At 67.4% G+C, this 18,542-nt stretch carries 14 protein-coding genes; 3 read left to right on the top strand and 11 right to left on the bottom strand.

The annotated features are described in order from the left end of the window. Positions 1–94 precede the first annotated feature (94 nt). From U5782_RS23645 to aroQ, 11 genes are all read right to left on the bottom strand, one after another. Positions 95–1,213, bottom strand: coding sequence for a diguanylate cyclase (locus tag U5782_RS23645; protein WP_415914396.1), 1,119 nt, complete (start codon positions 1,211–1,213; stop codon positions 95–97). Positions 1,214–1,314: 101 nt separating this feature from the next. Next, positions 1,315–2,334 (bottom strand): chemotaxis response regulator protein-glutamate methylesterase, encoded by a 1,020-nt coding sequence (locus U5782_RS23640; protein WP_322046306.1) that lies wholly within the window; start codon positions 2,332–2,334, stop codon positions 1,315–1,317. Then, a complete protein-coding gene (locus U5782_RS23635) occupies positions 2,334–4,724 on the bottom strand; it encodes a hybrid sensor histidine kinase/response regulator (protein ID WP_322046305.1) in 2,391 nt (796 codons plus the stop codon). Before U5782_RS23635 ends, U5782_RS23640 begins: the two co-directional genes overlap by 1 nt. Continuing rightward, positions 4,721–5,461: a chemotaxis protein CheW gene (locus tag U5782_RS23630; protein ID WP_322046304.1), complete on the bottom strand. Its 741-nt coding sequence runs from the start codon at positions 5,459–5,461 to the stop codon at positions 4,721–4,723. The genes U5782_RS23635 and U5782_RS23630 overlap by 4 nt, the downstream gene beginning before the upstream one ends. Then, a complete protein-coding gene (locus U5782_RS23625) occupies positions 5,454–6,914 on the bottom strand; it encodes a CheR family methyltransferase (RefSeq protein ID WP_322046303.1) in 1,461 nt (486 codons plus the stop codon). The genes U5782_RS23630 and U5782_RS23625 overlap by 8 nt, the downstream gene beginning before the upstream one ends. Continuing rightward, positions 6,911–7,438: a chemotaxis protein CheW gene (locus U5782_RS23620; RefSeq protein WP_322046302.1), complete on the bottom strand. Its 528-nt coding sequence runs from the start codon at positions 7,436–7,438 to the stop codon at positions 6,911–6,913. Before U5782_RS23620 ends, U5782_RS23625 begins: the two co-directional genes overlap by 4 nt. 49 nt (positions 7,439–7,487) lie before the next feature. Then, the gene (locus U5782_RS23615) at positions 7,488–9,161 is read right to left on the bottom strand and encodes a methyl-accepting chemotaxis protein (RefSeq protein ID WP_322046301.1); all 1,674 of its coding nucleotides are present in this window, start codon (positions 9,159–9,161) and stop codon (positions 7,488–7,490) included. A 295-nt stretch (positions 9,162–9,456) separates the two neighbouring features. Next, complete coding sequence (locus U5782_RS23610) at positions 9,457–10,131, bottom strand: TetR/AcrR family transcriptional regulator (RefSeq protein WP_322046300.1); 675 nt, start codon at positions 10,129–10,131, stop codon at positions 9,457–9,459. Between the two features lie 157 nt (positions 10,132–10,288). Next, entirely contained in the window at positions 10,289–11,617 is a 1,329-nt protein-coding gene (locus U5782_RS23605) for an MFS transporter (RefSeq protein ID WP_322046425.1), read from the bottom strand. Positions 11,618–11,715: 98 nt separating this feature from the next. Further along, positions 11,716–12,609 carry a shikimate dehydrogenase gene (locus U5782_RS23600; protein WP_322046299.1) on the bottom strand — a complete coding sequence of 298 codons (894 nt, stop codon included), beginning with the start codon at positions 12,607–12,609 and terminating at the stop codon, positions 11,716–11,718. Continuing rightward, the gene (aroQ, locus tag U5782_RS23595; RefSeq protein ID WP_322046298.1) at positions 12,609–13,085 is read right to left on the bottom strand and encodes a type II 3-dehydroquinate dehydratase; all 477 of its coding nucleotides are present in this window, start codon (positions 13,083–13,085) and stop codon (positions 12,609–12,611) included. The genes U5782_RS23600 and aroQ overlap by 1 nt, the downstream gene beginning before the upstream one ends. A 257-nt stretch (positions 13,086–13,342) precedes the next feature. On the opposite strand from aroQ, the gene U5782_RS23590 reads away from it, so the two are divergent. The 3 genes from U5782_RS23590 to U5782_RS23580 all read left to right on the top strand — a co-directional run bounded on the left by U5782_RS23590 (position 13,343) and on the right by U5782_RS23580 (position 18,525). Beyond that, complete coding sequence (locus U5782_RS23590) at positions 13,343–15,289, top strand: bifunctional sugar phosphate isomerase/epimerase/4-hydroxyphenylpyruvate dioxygenase family protein (protein WP_322046297.1); 1,947 nt, start codon at positions 13,343–13,345, stop codon at positions 15,287–15,289. A 156-nt stretch (positions 15,290–15,445) separates the two neighbouring features. Next, on the top strand, positions 15,446–16,624 hold the full coding sequence (locus tag U5782_RS23585) for a porin (protein WP_322046296.1): 1,179 nt from the start codon (positions 15,446–15,448) through the stop codon (positions 16,622–16,624). Positions 16,625–16,941: 317 nt separating this feature from the next. Beyond that, positions 16,942–18,525 carry an inorganic phosphate transporter gene (locus U5782_RS23580; RefSeq protein ID WP_322046295.1) on the top strand — a complete coding sequence of 528 codons (1,584 nt, stop codon included), beginning with the start codon at positions 16,942–16,944 and terminating at the stop codon, positions 18,523–18,525. Positions 18,526–18,542 lie beyond the last annotated feature (17 nt).

The following is an 18,542-nucleotide window of genomic DNA, read 5'->3' as shown; positions in this document are numbered from 1 at the left end:
CGTCGCGTGAATAAATGGGGACGATGGGCTAACGCGCGCGCGGCGCGCTTATTCCCGCAGGAGCAGGAAGATTTTTGAGGGCGGGAGCGTGGGCCTAGCTGCGCACCGTCACTTCGGTCGAGAACGCCACGCGGTTGCGCCCTTCGCGCTTGGCGCGATAGAGCGCGGCGTCGGCTTCCTCGATGAGCGCCGTTTCCGCGAGGCCGACCGATGGCGTGAGCGTCGCCACGCCCACGCTGATCGTCAGATGTTCACTGACCGCCGACCCGACGTGCGGCAATTGCAGCGCCGCCACGTCGCGACGCATCTTCTCGGCCAGCAGGCGCGCGAACGCGCTGCCCGCACCCGGCAGCACGACAGCGAATTCCTCGCCGCCAAAGCGCGCCACCAGATCGCGCGGCTGGTTCACCTCGCGGCGGATCGTGGTCGCCACCGAGCGCAGCACGTTGTCGCCCGCCACGTGGCCGTAGGTGTCGTTATAGGGCTTGAAGTAATCGACGTCGATCATCAGCATCGAGACTTCGGTGTTCTCGCGCTGTCCGCGACGCCATTCCGCGCTGAGAAACTCGTCGAGATAGCGGCGGTTCGACAGGCCCGTGAGGCCGTCCGAATGCGTGAGGCGGCGCAGTTCCAGGTTCGCCCGGAGCAGTTCCTGCTGCGAGCGGCGCAACGCGCGATAGGCCTCGTCGCGCTGGAGCATGCTTACATAGGATCGCGAATGATATCTAACTCGCGCGATCAGCTCGATGCTGTCGGGCAGCTTGACGAGGTAATCGTTTGCGCCAGCCGCAAAGGCCGCGCTCTTGATCGCGGGTTCCTCCTTGGTCGACAGCACGATGATGGGCACGTCGCGCGTGGCGTCGTTGGCGCGATAGGCGCGCACCAGCGTGAGGCCGTCGGTGCCGGGCATCACGAGGTCTTGCAGGATCACGGTCGGGCGCACCTGCTCGGCCATGCGCACGGCCTGCTCGGGATGCGAGCAGTAGTGAAAGTCGATCTCGCGCTCGCTCGACAGCGCGCGCCGCACGGCCTCGGCGACAATCGCCTGGTCGTCCACCAGCAGCACCATCATCGGCACGTCCGCAGCGCCGGGCAAAGGCTGCTCGAGCGCGGTGCGCACGGCCGCGAGCGCGCCTTCGAGCGAAGCCTCGTCGGGCCCGTCTTCGGTCAGCGCGCCTTCCGGCACGGGTGAATGGTTCGGCTTCTCGGTCATGATGTCGGTCGCGTTAGTCTATACAGTATCGGTGCGTGCGGCACGGGCGCGCTCTCAAGCACCCGGTCGGGCAATCACTCTCGTATCGTTCGGCGCATGCCTCAGGCCGCGCGCGGCGCGCCCAGACGGCTCACCAGTTCGCCAGCGATAACGGGCAGCGGCAGGATCGCGCGCGCGGCGCCCAGCGCCGCAGCCGCCTTCGGCATGCCGTACACGGCGCTCGTCGCCTCGTCCTGCGCAATCGTGTAGTACCCCTTCGCGCGCATCGCCTTCAGGCCGATCGCGCCGTCGCGCCCCATGCCCGTGAGCAGCACGCCAATGGCCTCGCCCGTCCAGTTCTCGACCACGCTATGAAAGAAGGTGTCCACGGACGGACGGTAGGGCGTCTCGGCAGGCTCGCGAGTGTAAGCCAGCTTGCCGTTCGCTGTCATGCGCAGGTGATCGTTGGTCGCCGCCAGCAGCGCCTCGCCGGGCACCGGCCGCTCGCCTTCGCGAGCGATGCGCACCTTGAGCGGCGTCTGGCCGTCGAGCCAGTCGGCCATGCCGACGGCGAACGACTGATCCACGTGCTGCACGATCACGATGCCCGCGTTCAGGCCGGCGGGCAGGCTGCCCAGCACGGTGGCGAGCGCGGTCGGGCCGCCCGCCGAGGAACCGATCGCCACGAGCGGCGTGCTAACACCGCCCCCGGTCGCGAACGTGGCGCTCGCACGCGCGGCTTCGGTCACGCCGTTCACGCGGCCGATCTGGTCGATCTTGGCGAGCAGCAGATCCATCGTGCTGCGCGCGTCCGGACCTGCGAGCGTGGGGGTGTCGACGGCATCGAGCGCGCCCGCGCCCATCGCCTCGTAGACGCGCCAGGCGTTGGCGCCCACGCTGCTCGTGACGATCAGGATCGGACACGGCGAGCGCGCCATGATGCGCCGCGTGGCCTCCACCCCGTCGATCTTCGGCATCACGAGATCCATGAGGATCACGTCGGGCTGCTGGGCCGCGCAGAAGTCGACGGCCTGCTCGCCGTCGGCGGCCACCCACAACACGCGATGCCCTGGCCGCGCCGCGATGGCATGGCGCAGCGCCTCGACGGCAAGGGGCATGTCGTTCGCGATACCGATGTTCATCAGGTCGCCTCTCCGATCAGGTCGTGTACGGCGTCGAGCAGCGCTTCGTCGTGGAAGCTGCCCTTGGTCAGATAGTAGTCCGCACCGGCGTCGAGGCCGCGCCGGCGGTCGTCCTCGCGGTCCTTGTACGAGACGATCATTACCGGCACATTGCGCTGATGCGGGTCGTTGCGAATCATCGTGACGAGTTCGATGCCATCCATGCGCGGCATGTCCACGTCGGTGATGACGAGGTCGAACTGGCCGTTGCGCAGCGTGTTCCAGCCGTCCATCCCATCGACCGCGACCGTTACGGCATAGCCGCGTTTTTCGAGCAGCTTGCGCTCCAGCTCGCGCACGGTCAAGGAATCCTCGACCACGAGAATGCGCTTGCGTTCGCGCGCGGCGGTGTCGGCGCCGCGCGTCACGCCCGCGAGCTGCCCGTCGCGCACGAGCCGCGCGACCGAGGCGGCGAGATCTTCGACATCGACGATCAGCGTCACCGTGCCGTCTTCGAGCAGCGCGGCCGCGGCCACGTTGCGCACCTTGCCGAGGCGCGCATCGAGCGGCTGCACCGCCAGCGTGCGCTCGCCCGCGAAGCCATCGACGGCGATACCATAGGGCGCCGCGTCGTGGCCCGTGCCGTCGCTCACCAGCACGACGCTCACGTCGCCCGAAGCGGTGGCCGTGACCGCCCCGCTCGCGCCCAGCAACTGGCGCGCGGTGACGAGCCCGATCGGCCGTCCTTCGTGGACGATGTGCTGCTGGCCTTCGAGCATTTCGATGGACTCGCGTGGCACGCGCAGCGCGCGCCGCACGTGCGCGAGCGGGAACGCGTACGCCTCGCCGGCGACATCGACGATCAGGCTGCGCACCACGGACAGCGTGAGCGGCAATTGCAGCACGAAGCGCGTGCCGCGCCCCGCCGCGCTCTCGATACGCACCGTGCCGCGCACGGCCTTGGCGAAATTCTGCACGGCGTCGAGACCCACGCCGCGTCCGGACACATCGGTCACGCGTTCGCGCATCGAGAAGCCCGGCAGCAGCAGGAAGTCCAGCAACTCGGGCTCGGACATCGTTTCGACCGCATCGGCCTGCGCGAGGCCGCGCGCCACGATCGCACGCTTGAGCGCGCCCAGATCGACGCCCGCGCCATCGTCGGCCACGGCGATCAGCAGCTTGCCCGCGCTATGACGCGCTTCGAGCGTGAGCGTCGCTTCTTCGGGCTTGCCGAGCAGGCGGCGCGTATCGGCGTCTTCGATGCCGTGGTCGAGCGCATTGCGCAGCAGGTGACCGAGCGGCGCGTCGAGCATTTCGAGGATGTCGCGATCCACCTGCGTGCTCTCGCCTTCGATGACGAAGCGCACGCGCTTGCCGAGCGAGCGCCCCAGGTCGCGCACGATACGCGGATAGGTATGCGTCATCTCACTGAATGGACGCATGCGGCATTGCAGGGCCGAGTCGTAGAGGCGCTGCGCGAGTTGCGTGCCGCGCCGGTCGATGCGGTCGAGATCGTCGAAACGCTCGGCCAGTTGATTGCCGAGCGCCGAGAGTTGCTCGCGGATCGCTGCGAGCGCCGCCTGCGCCTCCGCGCCCAGCGTATCGCCGTGACGTTCGTTGAAATGGCCGAGCGCGGCGAGGACATCGCCCTGGGCGCGGCGCACCCGCAGCAGGCCGTTGGCGAACGGACGCATGCGGCGCGACTCCACCAGCGACTCACCCGCGAGACCGAGCAGGCGGTCGAGCGTGCCCGCGCGCACGCGCAGCATGCGGTCGCTGTCACGGGTCGCGCGTGCCGCGCCAGGCTGCGCGGCTGGCGCGCGCGCGGGCGATGGCTCGGCGGTGGCGGGCAGCGTCTGCGTCGCTTCCTCTGCGGGCTCCTGCGCCGTTTCCTCAGTGACGAGCGCGGGTGTCGGCGCAGCGGCTTGCAGACTCGCGATGCTCGCCGCCAACAGCGCTTCGGCATCGACGGGCGCTGCGGGCGCAACGGGAGGCTCCGCTACAGACGCATTCGTGGCCGGCACCTGTCCGCCACTTTCCAGCCGCGCGACGAACGCATCCACCACCTCGCGCGCGAGCGGCGGCGCGGAGGCATCGCCCGCCGCCATTAACAGGTCGATGCCAACCAGCAGCGCATCAATGCGCCCTGCATCGACCGTCAGCTCATCGTGCTGGGCGGCGACGAAGCAATCCTCCATCGCGCTCGCCACGTCCACGGCCTCGGGCAGCCCGACGATGCGCGCCGCCCCTTTGAGCGAGTGCGTCGCGCGCATGCAGGCTTCGAGCGTGGCCGCGTCCTTCGGCGTCGCCTCCAGGGCGAGCAGGCCCGCCGCGAGCGTGCGCGTCTGCGTCTGCGCTTCCTCGCGGAACAGGTCGAGCAGCGAGCGGCGGCTCAGTTCGTCGTCGCTCATCGCAGGCTCCGGGTCAGTGCGCCGAACAGCGCATCGGATTCGAGCACGCCCACCGAGCGGCCGCGCCAGGTCAATACGCCGCGCACGTTACGGCCCGCGGCATGGGCGAGCGTGGCGGGTGCGGGCAAGAGTTCGTCGGCGCCGAAATACGCCACGCCTTCGACGTCGTCGACGGGAAACGCCGTCGTCTCGCCGTCCCACTCGGTCACGAGCAGGCGCGGCGTGGCGAGGCGCGCGCCCGTGAGCGCAGCAGTCGATGCCGCGGGCGCGACAGGTTCGATATGCAGCAACTCGGCAAGCGAAGCGGCGAGCGTGAGCACGCCGCGCACGTTCACGACGCCGAGCACGGCGGCGCTGCGCCGGTGCGGCAGCGAGTGGATCGGGCGCGCCTCGCCCACGTAGCGCAGCGCCGAAGCCGGCAGCGCGAGCCATTCCGCGCCGACCCGGAACACGAGCGAGCCTTCGCGGCGCGCGCTGGCGTGATTCTGTGCGCCATTGGACTGCGCGGCCGACGCCTGTTCAGCTTGCGGGCCGACGGTGCGCTGCGCCGGGCGGTCGAGCATGCGCGCGGCCGCCTGCTCGAACACGGGGCAATTGAGGCAGCGCACGTACTGCGTGAGGCGTTCGCACGAGTTGTCGCCACGTGTGCCGATGCGGTTCCAGCAGTCGTCGCGCGGGACGGCGTGGGCGTTCGTGACGTCGAGCGGCACGTTCGGCTCAAGCTTCGACTCAAGCATTCGGGCCTCCCGGGCTGCGCTGCGACGCACGTTCGGCGCGGCGCATCAGGCGGCGTGCGCCATCGGCATCGCCCTGCACTTCGAGCAACGCGGCCAGATGCGTGAGCGCCTCGTAATGGCCCGGCTCCAGATACAGCACCTTGCGGTAGTGGCCGAGCGCGAGCGCGGCTTCGCCCTGGGCGTCGGCGATCAGGCCGAGCAGATACCAGACCTCGGCGTCGTCGGGCGCGGTCTGCGCGTGCTGAGCGGCAGCGCGGGCGGCCGCGTCGAGCGACCCGGCATCGGCAAGACGACGGGCTTCGGCGAGCGTGGGAGCATGCGGCGTTGGCGGCACGGCGTTCGCGCTGCTTGCCGCGAATGCCGGCGCGGCGAACGGCGTTGCCGGGCGCGATGCGGGCGGCGTGCCGCCATTGCCGCCATTGCCAATATGCGCGCGGGCCGCGCCCCGCGTCGTGGGCATCGCAGTCGCCGCGTGCGTGGCAAACGGATCGGCAGCGCGCGCGGGCGGCGCGGCATGAAGCGGTCTCAATGCGGCGGATGGCGCGCTTTGCGGCGTAGCCGCCTGGACGGCGCGCGCGGGCCTCAGCGAGGAGGTCAGTGGATCGGCGGCATAAGCGCCCTCGCCCCCCGTCCAGCGAAAGCCGAACGCGAGCGGAATCTGCGCCGAGGCAAATTCATGACGCATCATCAGCCCCGTCTCCGCGGGCCCGACGAAGATCATGCCGCCCTCGGCCAGGCGCGAGCGCAGCAGACCGATCGCGCGGTCCTGGGCCTGACGGTCGAAATAGATCAGCACGTTGCGGCAAAAGATGAAGTCGTAACGCACGGGATGCGCGGCGAGCCAGTCGAACAGGTTCGCGCGCTCGAAATGCACGGCGCGGCGCACGGTGTCGGCAAGTTGCCAGCCTTCCGGGCGCGCATGGAAGTAGCGCTCGCGAAACGCCAGCGAGTCGCCGCGAAACGCGTTGCGGCCATAGACGCCGCGCGCGGCCGCCTCGATCGAGACCGAACTGATGTCGATCGCGTCGATGCCGAATTGCTCGTGGGTGAAGCCCGCGTCGAGCAGCGCCATCGCCGCCGAATACGGCTCTTCGCCGGTCGAGCACGGCACGCTCAATACGCGCAGCACGTCGCCCGGATGCCGCACGAGCCGTTCCATGCCGCCACGCGCGAGCGCCGCAAAGGCTTCGCGCTCGCGGAAGAACCAGGTCTCCGGCACGACGAGCGCGTCGATCAGCGCCTGGCGTTCGGCGGCGGTGGTCGTCAGCAGCGTCCAGTAGGCCTCGCGCTCGGCCTCGGAGAGCGCGGTCAGCGCGGCGCCGTTCGCCAGATCCACAGCGACGGTCGCGGCCGCTCGCAAGGCTACGGCACGCGCGAGCGCCTGCGCGCCGAGCGATTCGGCGTCGATGCCGGTCTCTTCCAGCAGCCAGGCCGCGAAGCGCGCGTCGTTCATGGCGCGCGCTCCGTCGGCGAGGGGCTAATCGATGCCGCTTCGTCGCGCTGCCAGGTGGGCGGATCGGGAAACAGCAGCGCGCGCACACGCGCGTCGAGCAACTGATCGGCCTTCACCCATTGCACGAAACCGTGCGCGTCGCGCGCCACGGGGCCGAGCCAGCGTGCCTCGGGCGTGGCGATGCCGCCTTCGGCGAAATCCTCGGGCGCGAAGCTCTGGGTGCGCGTCGCGCATTCGAGCAGCAGCGCGAGCCGGCGCGGCGGCGCGCCCGACTCCGCTGCCGACGTCGGCCGGTCGTTCACCAGCACGAGCCGCGTGGACATCAGCGCATGCGCGGGCCGTCCGAGCGCGAGCTGCGCCACGTCGACCACCGGCACTGGCGCGCCTTCGTGGTCGATCACGCCCGCAATGAATGGCGGCGTGCCCGCGAACGCGCGCACTGGCTGCAGCGGCAGCACGCGCACGATCTCGCGCGCATCGAGCGCGTAGCGTTCGCCATCCAGCTCGAACACGAGAAAGAGCATGAACGCTCCGTTCAGAGAAAGACCGGACCCAGGCAACGCGACGAGCGCATCACGCCTCGATCCTGAAACGCGAGACGCCCGTACGCAGTTCGTTGGCCACGAGCGTGAGATTGTCGATGGCCTGCGACGACTGACGCAGCGACTCGGCCGTCTGCTGCGCGGCTTCGGAGAGTTGCGTGAGCGCCTGGGTGATCTGCTCGGCGCTGGTGGCCTGGGCCTGCATGCCGTCGTTGACCACCTGGAAGCGCGGCGCGAGCGTCTGCACCGCGCCGATGATTTGCGAAAGTTGCGCGCCCACCGCCTGGACGTCGTGCATGCCGCGACGCACTTCCTCGGCGAACTTGTCCATGCCCATCACGCCCGCCGACACGGCCGACTGGATTTCCTTGACGGTCTGCTCGATGTCGTAGGTCGCCACGGCCGTCTGATCGGCGAGGCGGCGGATTTCGGTCGCCACCACGGCGAAGCCGCGGCCGTACTCGCCGGCTTTTTCCGCCTCGATGGCGGCGTTCAGCGACAGCAGGTTGGTCTGGTCCGCGACCTTGGTGATGGTCGCCACGACCTGGTTGATGCTCACGGCCTTCTCGTTGAGGATCGCCAGTTTCGCGTTCACCGAGCCCGCCGCCTCCATCACGCTGCGCATGGTGTCTTCCATGTGCGTGAGGCCGCTCTGGCTGGTGGTCGCGAGACCCGCCGACTGCTCGGCCACGGTCGCCACTTCGCCCATCGTGCGCACGAGGTCGCGCGCCGTCGCGAAGATCTCGCGCGAGGTCGCGCCGATCTCGGTCGTGGTCGCCGCCGTCTCGCTGGCCGTGGCTTGCTGCTCCTTCGACGTGGCGGCCACTTCCGCCACCGAAGTCGTCACCTGCAGCGACGACTTTTGCGCCTGGGCGACGAGACTCGCCAGTTCGTCGCTCATGCGGTTGAAGCCGTCTTCCAGCACGCCGAATTCGTCGCGACGGCCCAGTTCGAGGCGCTGCGCGAGATTGCCCATGCGCATGGCATCGTGCACTTCGACGAGGCGCGCCATCGGCCGCGTGATCGCGCGATGCAGCAGGTAGCCCGTCACCAGCGCGGCCAGCAGGACAATGCCGAGCGCGCTCGCGAGCGTGATTTCCGTACCCGTGACCGAGCTGCGGATGGTTTGCGCGGAGTCGTCGGCCTGGGTGCGATTGGCTTCGACGAGCGTGTTGGCGGCCGTGACCACGTCGCGCCACGAGGCGTCGAGTTGCAGGAAGGCGGCCTGCGCGTCGCTGCGCTGGGCCGGCAGGTCGTGCACCACCGTCATCAGTTGCGGCTGGAAGCGCGCGTAGGCGTCGCGAAAATGCTGGAAGCGCGCGCGGTCGCCGTCATCGAACACAGAGGCTTCGTAATGCGAGACGTTTTGCTCGACCTCGCTCATCGCGGCGGGCAGTTGACCGAGCACGCGCGATATGCCTGCTGCATCGGGCTCGACGAAAGCCGCGCGCTCCACGAGGCTATAGGTCTGGTTCGCGGCGGCGCGCATCGAGGTCGAGTAGAACAGGCCCGGCACGGAGTCGCGCGTGAGGCTCAAGGCTTCGTCGTCGATGGCGCGCAGGCGCTCCCAGGAAATCGCGGCCGTCGCGAGCATCAGCACGAACAGCAGGCCGAAGCTAAGGACGATGCGCGTACCGAGTGTGTAGCGACCCTGGGTCTGACGGGGCAGTCCGGTTGAACCGGAACGGGGCATGGCGGTGCTCATTGCGCGTGGGCTTATCCGGTTGGCGTGAGCCGGCGCCGGACGCGCGCAACGATGTCAGACCGGTTTCAGATCAATTGAAGCCGGTGCAGGAGACGCGAGCGGGCGGACGGCGCGGGCAAGGCCCGCGCATGCGGGCTTCCGGGCCGTAGTGTAATGCGTTTGCGCACTTTTATGGGATGAGGGAAGTCGGGGATGTGGTAGACGCGCCGCGTGCCGATAACCGGGCGCGGCACGTCGCCCCCCAACTGCCCCGCCTGTGCGGCCGGTTTTCCCGGCCAGACAGGCTTGAGCGCATTCAGGCCGTCTTGCGCACGAAGCGCGTCACGGCGTCCACGACCATCTCGCGGTGACGCGCGCGCAGACGCGGATGCGAAGGATCGCGCCCGAACGCCGCCCCGAAGGTATGGCGGTTGCCCACGCGATGAAAACACATCGAGCTGATCAGCAAGTGCAGGTCGATGGGATCGATGTCGTCGCGGAACACGCCGGCGCTCACGCCGCGCGCGAGCAGATCTTCGATCGTGCGGATCACGCTGGCATTGCGGTTGCGGAAGGTCTTGAGCCGCTCGATGTACTTCGCGCCGTGGATGTTCTCGATCGTCACGAGACGCACGAAGTCGCGATGGCGGTCGTGATAGTCGAAGGTGAATTCGACGAGGCGCTTGAGGCCGTCGTCAGGATCGAGTTCGTCGATATGCAGGTCCTGCTCCAGCGCCCGGATGTCACCGTAGACCTTGTCGAGCACCGCTTCGTACAGCCCTTCCTTGCTGCCGAAGTAGTAATAGAGCATGCGCTTGGTGGTGTTGGTGCGCTCGGCGATCGCGTCGACACGCGCACCGGCGAGACCCATCGCCGAGAACTCGGCAGTCGCCACTTCGAGGATATTGCGTTTGGTCTGCTCCGGATCGTACTTGCGCCGGCTTTCGGATTGAGCATCGTTGTGTTCGGCCGCGGCCGCCGGTCTTGCCATAATAATTCTGTGGACCGTGAATAAGGAGGGGTGCGGCCGATTCTAGCATGGCCCTTACCGGGCCTTGCCGTGCCCGCCGGGCCGGGGAAGCGCGCGCACGGGATCGGCAGAGGCGGCGAACCGGCTTTCGCCGGCTCGCCTTCGGTTCATCCGCGCATCAAAGCTCGATGCGCTTGATGTCGCCCACGATGAAGATGTAGGACGCGGCGCCCACCAGCGCAATCGTGCCGATAAAGGCCAGCGCCCAGACGAACGAACCCGTCGCGCCCACGATCATGCCGACGACCAGCGGCGTGATGATGCCCGCCAGATTGGCGGCCAGGTTGAAGATCCCGCCCGTGAGACCGAGCATGCCGGCCGGTGCGATATCCGAGACCAGCGTCCAGCCGAGTGCGGCCATGCCCTGGGCGAAGAACGCCACCGACAGGATCGCGATCACCGCCACGTTGCTCTCGACGAAGTTGGCGAGAATGATCGTCGACGCGAGCAGCAGCCCGGCGATGATCGGCAGCTTGCGCGCCACGTTGGCGGAGATGCCACGACGCAGCATCCAGTCCGAGAACGTGCCGCCGAACATCACGCCCACCGAAGCCGCGATGAACGGCATGATCGCGAAGAAGCCGATCTTGAGCCAGCCCATGTGGCGCTCGGTGGCCAGGTACGTCGGGAACCAGGTCAGGAAGAACACCAGCGTCGAATTACCGGCGAACTGGCCGAGGCAGATGCCCGCGAGCTGGCGCTTGCGCAGCAGCTTGCCGGCCATGCGCCAGTCGAAGCCGCCCTTGGCGTCCTGCTTGCCGTCCTTGGCCGACGCTTCCGCCTTACGCTCTTGCTTCGCGAGGCCGCCGCCCGCCTCGATATAGTCGAGTTCCGCGCGGTTGGCCGCCGGGTGATCGTGCGGCTCGCGATAGAACGCCCACCAGACGAAGCCGAACACGATGCCCACGCCGCCCACCACGTAGAACAGCGAGCGCCAGCCGTAAGCGCCCATCAGCGCGAACAGGAACGGGCTGAAGAACGCAAGGCCAATGTACTCGCCCACCGTGTAAGTGCCGGTCGCGAAGGCGCGCTCGTGCTGCGGGAACCAGGTCGCCACCACGCGGCTATTGGTCGGGAAGCACGGCGATTCGGCCGCGCCCAGCCCGAGGCGGCAAGCGAACAGCGCGCCCACACTGCCGATGAAGCCCTGCACCAGCGTGCACAGCGACCAGAGCGTCATCGACAGGAAATAGGTGACCTTGCTGCCGAAGCGGTCGAGAAACACGCCGCCCGGAATCTGCGCGACCACGTAGCTCCACGAGAACGCCGAGAACACGAGGCCCATCAGCGCCGCGTTGATGCCCAGCTCCTTGGTCAACTGCGGCGCGGCAATGCCGAGCACCGTGCGGTCCAGGTAGTTGATCATCGTGCCGATGGCGAGCAGACCGAGGATGCGGTAGCGCGCCTTCGAGCGCCGCAGCGCGCCTTCGGCCGGTGCGGCGGCCATGCCCGGCGCGTCGCGCCCGGTGGATACGGGTGGTGCCATGTCTGTCTCCTGAACCTGAATGTGCACGTAAAGGCTGGTTGAGCGCCCGGTGCTCGTTGTTATTGGCTGGCGTCCTGCGCCAGCATGGCCTGCAAATGCGCGTACATGCGTTCGGCATCGGGCTCCAGGCCCGTGAACAGCCGGAACGCGTCCACTGCCTGGTACACCGCCATGCCGCCGCCGCTGAGCGTGCGGCAGCCGCGCGCCTCGGCGGCTTCGAGCAGCGCCGTGCGGATCGGGAAATAGACGATGTCCGCCACCCACAGGCCCGCGTGCAGATACTCGGCGGGCAGCGGCAGGCCGGGCAGCTTGGCCATGCCGGTGGGCGTGCAATGAATCAGGCCCGTCGCGGCGGCGAGCGTCGCTTCGAGCGTGGCGCTCGTGCCCGCGCTCACGCGAGCCGCCGGGAAGCGCGCCTGCAATTCGGCGGCCAGCGCAGCGGCGCGATCCGCATCGACGTCGAACAGCGTGAGCGCGCGCGCGCCCATCTGCAAGGCCGCATGCGCGACCGCGGCGCCCGCGCCGCCCGCGCCCAGTTGCACGACCGCTTCGAGCGAAACGTCAGGCAGGCCGCGCTTGAACGCCGTGGCGAAACCGGACCAGTCGGTGTTGTGGCCGATGCGCTTGCCATCACGGAATAGCACCGTGTTGACGGCGCCGAGCGCGCGCGCATCGTCGGAGAGTTCGTCGAGCAGGGGAATCACGGCCTGCTTGCACGGATAGGTGATGTTCAGGCCGTCGAAACCCGCGCGCTGCGCCGTGAGCAGCAGTTCGGGCAGGTCTTCGGGCGTGAGACCAAGCGGATCCAGGTCGAGGCGGCGGTACACATAGTTGTAGCCGAGTTCGCGCCCTTCCTTCTCATGCATCGCGGGCGTGAGCGAGCCGCCAATGCCCTTGCCGATCAGTCCGCACAGGAACGAGCGGGGCTTCAGTGTGGTGTTCTGCGTGCTCATTACGCCCCCTTTTTTACCGACGAACCAGCCGACGATTTCGCCAGCAGCGTAGCCATGCGCTCGAGCGCGAGCACATAGCCCTGGGTGCCGCAGCCCACGATGATCCCCGACGCGACCGCCGAGACGAACGAGTGATGGCGAAACGCTTCGCGCTGGTGCACATTCGAAATATGCACCTCGATGACCGGCTTGGCGATGGCCGAAAGCGCATCCGCCAGTGCGACCGAGGTATGCGTGTAAGCCGCCGGATTGATGACGATGCCGTCCACCGTGGTGCGGCTTTCATGCAGCCAGTCGATCAGCTGATGCTCCGCGTTCGACTGACGAAAATCGATTTCGAGGTTCAGTCGCTGCCCCGCTTCGCGGCACATGCGCGCCACATCGTCCAATGTTTCGGACCCATATACCGCGGGTTCCCGCGTTCCCAACAGATTCAGATTGGGTCCATTGAGGACCAGTACCGACGGCAATTGCATTACACGCTCCACTACGACGTCTCGACAGGCGCGGTGTTTGCGCACATTCGACCGGCATGAGTCCATGCGGCCAATGCGCTCACCCGACGCATGGCCGCCAGTGTGCCCCGCCCGCGCCCGCTGGTCACCTGGGGTTTCCCAGAATTTGTACTAACTAGTTAGTTTTATTATCCTTGCGACAATCCTGCGGTGAGGGCCGTCCCCGCCCGGTGCCACAGGTTCTATGCTTAACGTTATTGCCGCTGCCGCGCCACGCCATGTCCAAGTCGCCCCAAGCCCCAGCCCTCGCCCCTCTCAGCCGTTCGATCGCGACCGTCTCGATCAGCGGCACGCTCGCGGAAAAGCTCGCCGCGATCAGCGCCGCCGGCTTCACGGGCGTCGAGATCTTTGAAAACGACCTGCTCTATTTCGACGGCACGCCCGCCGATGTGCGCCGCATGGCGGCCGATCTCGGGCTCGCGATCGTGCTGTACCAGCCGTTCCGCGACTTCGAGGGCGTGAGCGCCGAGCGCCTCGCGCGCAACGTCGAGCGCGTCAAGCGCAAGTTCGACGTGATGCACGAACTGGGCACGGATCGTTTGCTGGTGTGCAGCAATGTCTCGCCCGATTCGCTCGGCGACGAGGCGCTCGCCATCGACCAGCTCGGCCAGCTCGCGCAGGCCGCGGGCGCCGCGGGCGTCGTGACCTGCTACGAAGCGCTGGCCTGGGGCCGCCACGTGCGCACCTACCGTCAGGCGTGGAACCTCGTGAACGCCGTGAATCACCCGAATCTCACGCTCGCGCTCGACAGCTTCCACACGCTCTCGCTCGACGATACGCCCGACGCGATCGCGTCGATCCCGGGCGATCGCATCGGTTTCGTGCAGATCGCCGACGCGCCGAAAATGCAGATGGACGTGCTCGAATGGAGCCGCCACTACCGCTGCTTCCCCGGCCAGGGCGACTTCGCGCTCGCGGATTTCACGGCGCAAGTGGTCAAGAGCGGCTATCAGGGTCCGCTTTCGCTCGAAATCTTCAATGACGGTTTCCGTGGCGCGCCGCCTGCCGCCACCGCGGCCGACGGCCATCGCTCGCTCCTGCTGCTCGAAGAACTCACGCACGAGGAACTGGCGAAGGAAGGCAGCAAGGCGGGCGCGACGCTCTACACCCCGCCCGCCGCGCCCGCGCATACGCAGTGGCAATTCCTCGAATTCGCCGTCAACGACGATACGCGCAAGGATGTGGCCGATCTGCTCGACAAGCTCCACTTCCGCCGCGCGGGCCAGCATCGCTCGAAGGACGTCACGCTCTATCAGCACGGCACGGCAGCCATCGTGCTGAACGCCGAGCCCGATTCGTTCGCCGACGCCTTCTTCCAGCGCCACGGCCTGTCGCTGTGCGCCTCCGCGTTGCGCGTGGACGATGCGCGCGGCGCGCTCGAACGCGCGGCAGGTTTCGGCTATCAGCCGTTCTCGGGCCGCGTCGGTCCCAATGAGCGCGTGGTGCCGGCCGTGCAGGCGCCGGACGGCAGTCTTAACTACTTCGTGAACGAAGAGCCCGGCAAGCCGACGCTGTTCGAAGCCGACTTCGTGCTCACCGACGTCGACGGTCCCACCGAGGTCGGCCCGATCACCGGCATCGATCACGTGAGTCTGTCGCTGCCCGCCGGTTCGTTCGATTCATGGGTCCTGTTCCTGAAATCGGTGTTCGGTCTGCAGGCGAGCGCCGCTGTGCTGGTGCCGGACCCTTACGGTCTCGTGCGCAGCCGCGCGCTCTTCAGCGCGGACCGTGGCCTGCGCGTGGTGCTCAATGCGTCGGTCGACCAGCACACGGCCGCGGCGGAAACCGTGCGCGCGTATCACGGCACGGGCCTGAATCACGTGGCGTTCAGCACGGGCGATATCTTCCGCGCCGTGACGGAATTCGAAGCCGCGGGCGTGCCGCTGCTGCGCGTGCCCGCGAACTATTACGACGATCTCGAAGCGCGCTTCGCGATGCCGGCCGACTTCCTCGACGCACTGCGCGAGCACAACCTGCTCTATGACCGCGACGAGAAAGGCGGCGAATTCCTGCACGCCTATACGGAAACGCTCGATCAGCGCTTCTTCGTCGAACTGGTCGAACGGCGTGGCGGCTACGACGGCTACGGCGCGCCGAACGCCGCCGTGCGTCTGGCCGCGCAGGCCCGTCAACGCGCCCGGTCAGCGCGCGAGCAGGCCGAATGAGCTGTATCTGAAGCAATAAATTTAAAAAGCGAGCCTTCGCAAAGAAGGCCGCATCCCACCGGAGACCCCGCGCCGCCCTGGCGGCGCAGCCCGTCCATTTTGTGCGGGTCGATTTAAAACAATAAGCAATCCTGCCTTTTATTGGAGACGCAAACGATGAAGAAGACTGGCTTCGGCCCCGGCATTTTCGTGGCGGCAAGCGCCGCGCTGATCGTCACCCCGGCATTCGCCCAGAGCAGCGTGACGCTCTACGGCGCGGTCGACGACGCGATCACCTACGTCAACAACCAGAACGGTCACTCGAACGTCTACCTGCGCCAGGGTAACGTTTATGCTTCGAAATTCGGCCTGCAGGGCAAGGAAGATCTCGGCGGCGGCACCTACGCGATCTTCGATTTGCAGAACGGTTTCGATCCGAACACCGGTGCACTGCAATCGAGCGGCGTACTCTTCAACCGTCAGGCCTACACGGGCCTGCAGAACAAGAGCGTAGGCACGTTCACGCTCGGCCGCCAGTACACGCCGTACTACCAGTTCGTCGGCCCGCTCACGGGCAGCAACTGGCTCACCGGCGCGACGGGCGCGCACCCCGGCGATATCGACGGCCTCGACACCACGATACGCATCAACAACTCCGCGATCTACACCTCGCCCACGTGGTACGGCCTGCAGGCGAGCGCGATGTATGCGCTCGGCGGCATTGCGGGCAGCACCGGCAAGGGCCAGACCTGGAGTGCCGCGCTGCGTTACGCCAACGGCCCGGTCTCGCTCGCGGCCGCCTACCTGCGCATGGACAACGCGCAGACCACGACTGGCTTCGATACGTCCTCGACGGGGAGCTTCGGCAAATCGTCGCTGAATACGGGCTATGTCTCGGCGCGCGCGGTGCAGCACGTGGCGGTGGCGGGCAACTACACGCTCGGCAACCTCGTGCTGGGCGCCTCGTATTCGAACGTCGAATACCTGGCGGGCGGCAAGTCGCTGTTCGCGAATACGGCCGTGTTCAACACCTGGGCCGCGCTCGCGTTCTACCGCTTCACGCCGTCGTTCGACGTGGGCGGCGGCTATGCGTACACGATGGCCTCGAAGGCGAATGGCATCAGCGACGCCGCACGCTATCAGCAGATCTCGCTGAAGGAGACGTACCACCTCTCCAAGCGCACCTCGCTCTATGCGCTTCAGGGCTATCAGCACGCGAGCGGCCAGACGCTCGGCGCGAACGGTGCAGGCGATATCGTGAACGCGAGCCCGTCCGTGGGCGACTCGCAGAACAGCACGCCGTCGAGCACGCGCTCGCAGTTTGTGGGCATGGCGGGTATCGCGCTGCTGTTCTGATGCGCTCGATGTAGAAGGCGGGGCGTACCTCGCCGGCGAGGTGTGGCCGTGACAATCCGACGCGAAAGCCGCGGCAGCCTTATAAAACGGGCGCCGCGGCGCAGGGACATATCGCGGAGCAGCCATTCTGATGCAGTGACGTCGCGCGTTGTGCGACACTGTTGCGTCTCGAACGGCCCGCCACGATTCCGGCGTGTCCGACGCGCCCCGCCTCTTTCCACGCGCGATGCCGCGACGTTTGCAAACGGCATCGGCTGGCGTGATGTTTTTACGGCGCAGCGCACGAGGCTCACGAGCCCAACCATCAGCGCACCCACATGCCGGACATCCCCTTATCCCCCCTGAGCGCGGTGCAGCCACGCCGCCGCGGTCTTGCCGTCACGCTCTTCTTCCTCGTCATCGCGATCGGCGCGATCTACGTTATCGATCATCTCGTCGTCGATCTGCGCGTCGTGCAGGAAAGCTCAGCATTGCCTTTCGTTTTGCTTGGCATCGCACTGCTGATCGCGCTCGGCTTCGAGTTCGTGAATGGCTTTCACGACACGGCCAATGCGGTCGCGACGGTCATCTACACGAATTCGCTCGAACCGCACGTGGCGGTCGTGTGGTCGGGCATGTGGAATTTCCTGGGCGTGCTGGTGTCGAGCGGCGCCGTCGCGTTCGGCATCCTGCAACTGCTGCCCGTCGAACTGATTTTGCAGGTGGGCAGTAGCGCCGGCTTCGCGATGGTGTTCGCGCTGCTGATCGCCGCCATCATCTGGAATCTGGGCACCTGGTATCTCGGCCTGCCTTCGTCGAGTTCGCATACGCTGGTGGGCTCGATCATCGGCGTGGGCATCATGAACCAGTGGATCAGCGGCCCGTCGGGCACGTCCGGGGTCGACTGGGCTCAGGCTGCGGGTGTGGGCAAGGCGCTGCTGTTCTCGCCCGTGGTGGGCTTCGTCCTTTCCGCGCTCGTGCTGACCGCATTGAAATTCCTCGTGCGCAAGCCCAGCCTGTATCGCGAACCCGAACCCAACAAGCCGCCGCCCTTCTGGATCCGTCTACTGCTGATCGGCACCTGTACGGGCGTGTCGTTCGCGCACGGCTCCAACGATGGCCAGAAGGGCATGGGCCTCATCATGCTGATCCTGATCGGCGTGGTGCCCACCGCGTACGCACTCAACAAGGCGGTCACGCCGAGCGAAACCGAAACCTTCGTCGCCGCCGCGCGCGCCGCTTCGATCACGCTGGTCCATTACGCGCCCGGGACGCCGCCCGACAATCCACGCGCTACCGTCGAGACCTATGTGCGCACGCACCGGCTCGAACCGGCAACGCTGCCCGCGCTGCGTGCCCTCACGGACACGATCGCGGACCAGGTGAGCTTGTCTGGCTCGATGGCGCAGGTGCCGCAAGTGATCGTCGATAACGTGCGCAACAACATGTACGTCGCCTCCGAAGCGATCCGGCTGATGGAAAAGGCGCAAAGCCCCGCATTTTCCAGCGCCGATTCCGCGACGCTCGACAGTTTCCGCAAGCAGATGGACCATGCGACCAAGTTCATCCCCACCTGGGTGAAGGTGGCCGTCGCCATCGCACTCGGCCTGGGCACGATGGTGGGCTGGAAGCGCATCGTCACGACCGTGGGCGAGAAAATCGGCAAGCAGCACCTGACCTACGGCCAGGGCGCGTCCGCCGAAGCCGTGGCCATGCTCACCATCGGCATGGCCGACCTCTATGGTCTGCCCGTCTCCACGACGCACGTGCTGGCCTCGGGCGTGGCCGGAACTATGGCCGCCAACGGCTCGGGCCTGCAGTGGTCGACCGTACGCAATCTCGCGCTCGCGTGGGTGCTCACGCTGCCCGCTTCGATCGCGCTATCGGCGGCCTTGTACTGGGTGTTTCGTCAGGTGTTCTGAGCATCCGGTTCTTTCAG

This window comes from Paraburkholderia sp. J67 (assembly GCF_905220265.1).
In the GTDB taxonomy this organism is placed as follows: Bacteria; Pseudomonadota; Gammaproteobacteria; order Burkholderiales; family Burkholderiaceae; genus Paraburkholderia.
Note: the sequence above shows the minus strand (reverse complement) of the source record. Positions and strands in the feature narration are given on the sequence as shown.

Coding starts and splice junctions, on each gene's coding strand:
- U5782_RS23645 (WP_415914396.1), bottom strand. CDS start 1,213: ATGACCGAGAAGCCGAACCATTCACCCGTGCCGGAAGGCGCGCTGACC.
- U5782_RS23640 (WP_322046306.1), bottom strand. CDS start 2,334: ATGAACATCGGTATCGCGAACGACATGCCCCTTGCCGTCGAGGCGCTG.
- U5782_RS23635 (WP_322046305.1), bottom strand. CDS start 4,724: ATGAGCGACGACGAACTGAGCCGCCGCTCGCTGCTCGACCTGTTCCGC.
- U5782_RS23630 (WP_322046304.1), bottom strand. CDS start 5,461: ATGCTTGAGTCGAAGCTTGAGCCGAACGTGCCGCTCGACGTCACGAAC.
- U5782_RS23625 (WP_322046303.1), bottom strand. CDS start 6,914: ATGAACGACGCGCGCTTCGCGGCCTGGCTGCTGGAAGAGACCGGCATC.
- U5782_RS23620 (WP_322046302.1), bottom strand. CDS start 7,438: ATGCTCTTTCTCGTGTTCGAGCTGGATGGCGAACGCTACGCGCTCGAT.
- U5782_RS23615 (WP_322046301.1), bottom strand. CDS start 9,161: ATGAGCACCGCCATGCCCCGTTCCGGTTCAACCGGACTGCCCCGTCAG.
- U5782_RS23610 (WP_322046300.1), bottom strand. CDS start 10,131: ATGGCAAGACCGGCGGCCGCGGCCGAACACAACGATGCTCAATCCGAA.
- U5782_RS23605 (WP_322046425.1), bottom strand. CDS start 11,617: ATGGCCGCCGCACCGGCCGAAGGCGCGCTGCGGCGCTCGAAGGCGCGC.
- U5782_RS23600 (WP_322046299.1), bottom strand. CDS start 12,609: ATGAGCACGCAGAACACCACACTGAAGCCCCGCTCGTTCCTGTGCGGA.
- aroQ (WP_322046298.1), bottom strand. CDS start 13,085: ATGCAATTGCCGTCGGTACTGGTCCTCAATGGACCCAATCTGAATCTG.
- U5782_RS23590 (WP_322046297.1), top strand. CDS start 13,343: ATGTCCAAGTCGCCCCAAGCCCCAGCCCTCGCCCCTCTCAGCCGTTCG.
- U5782_RS23585 (WP_322046296.1), top strand. CDS start 15,446: ATGAAGAAGACTGGCTTCGGCCCCGGCATTTTCGTGGCGGCAAGCGCC.
- U5782_RS23580 (WP_322046295.1), top strand. CDS start 16,942: ATGCCGGACATCCCCTTATCCCCCCTGAGCGCGGTGCAGCCACGCCGC.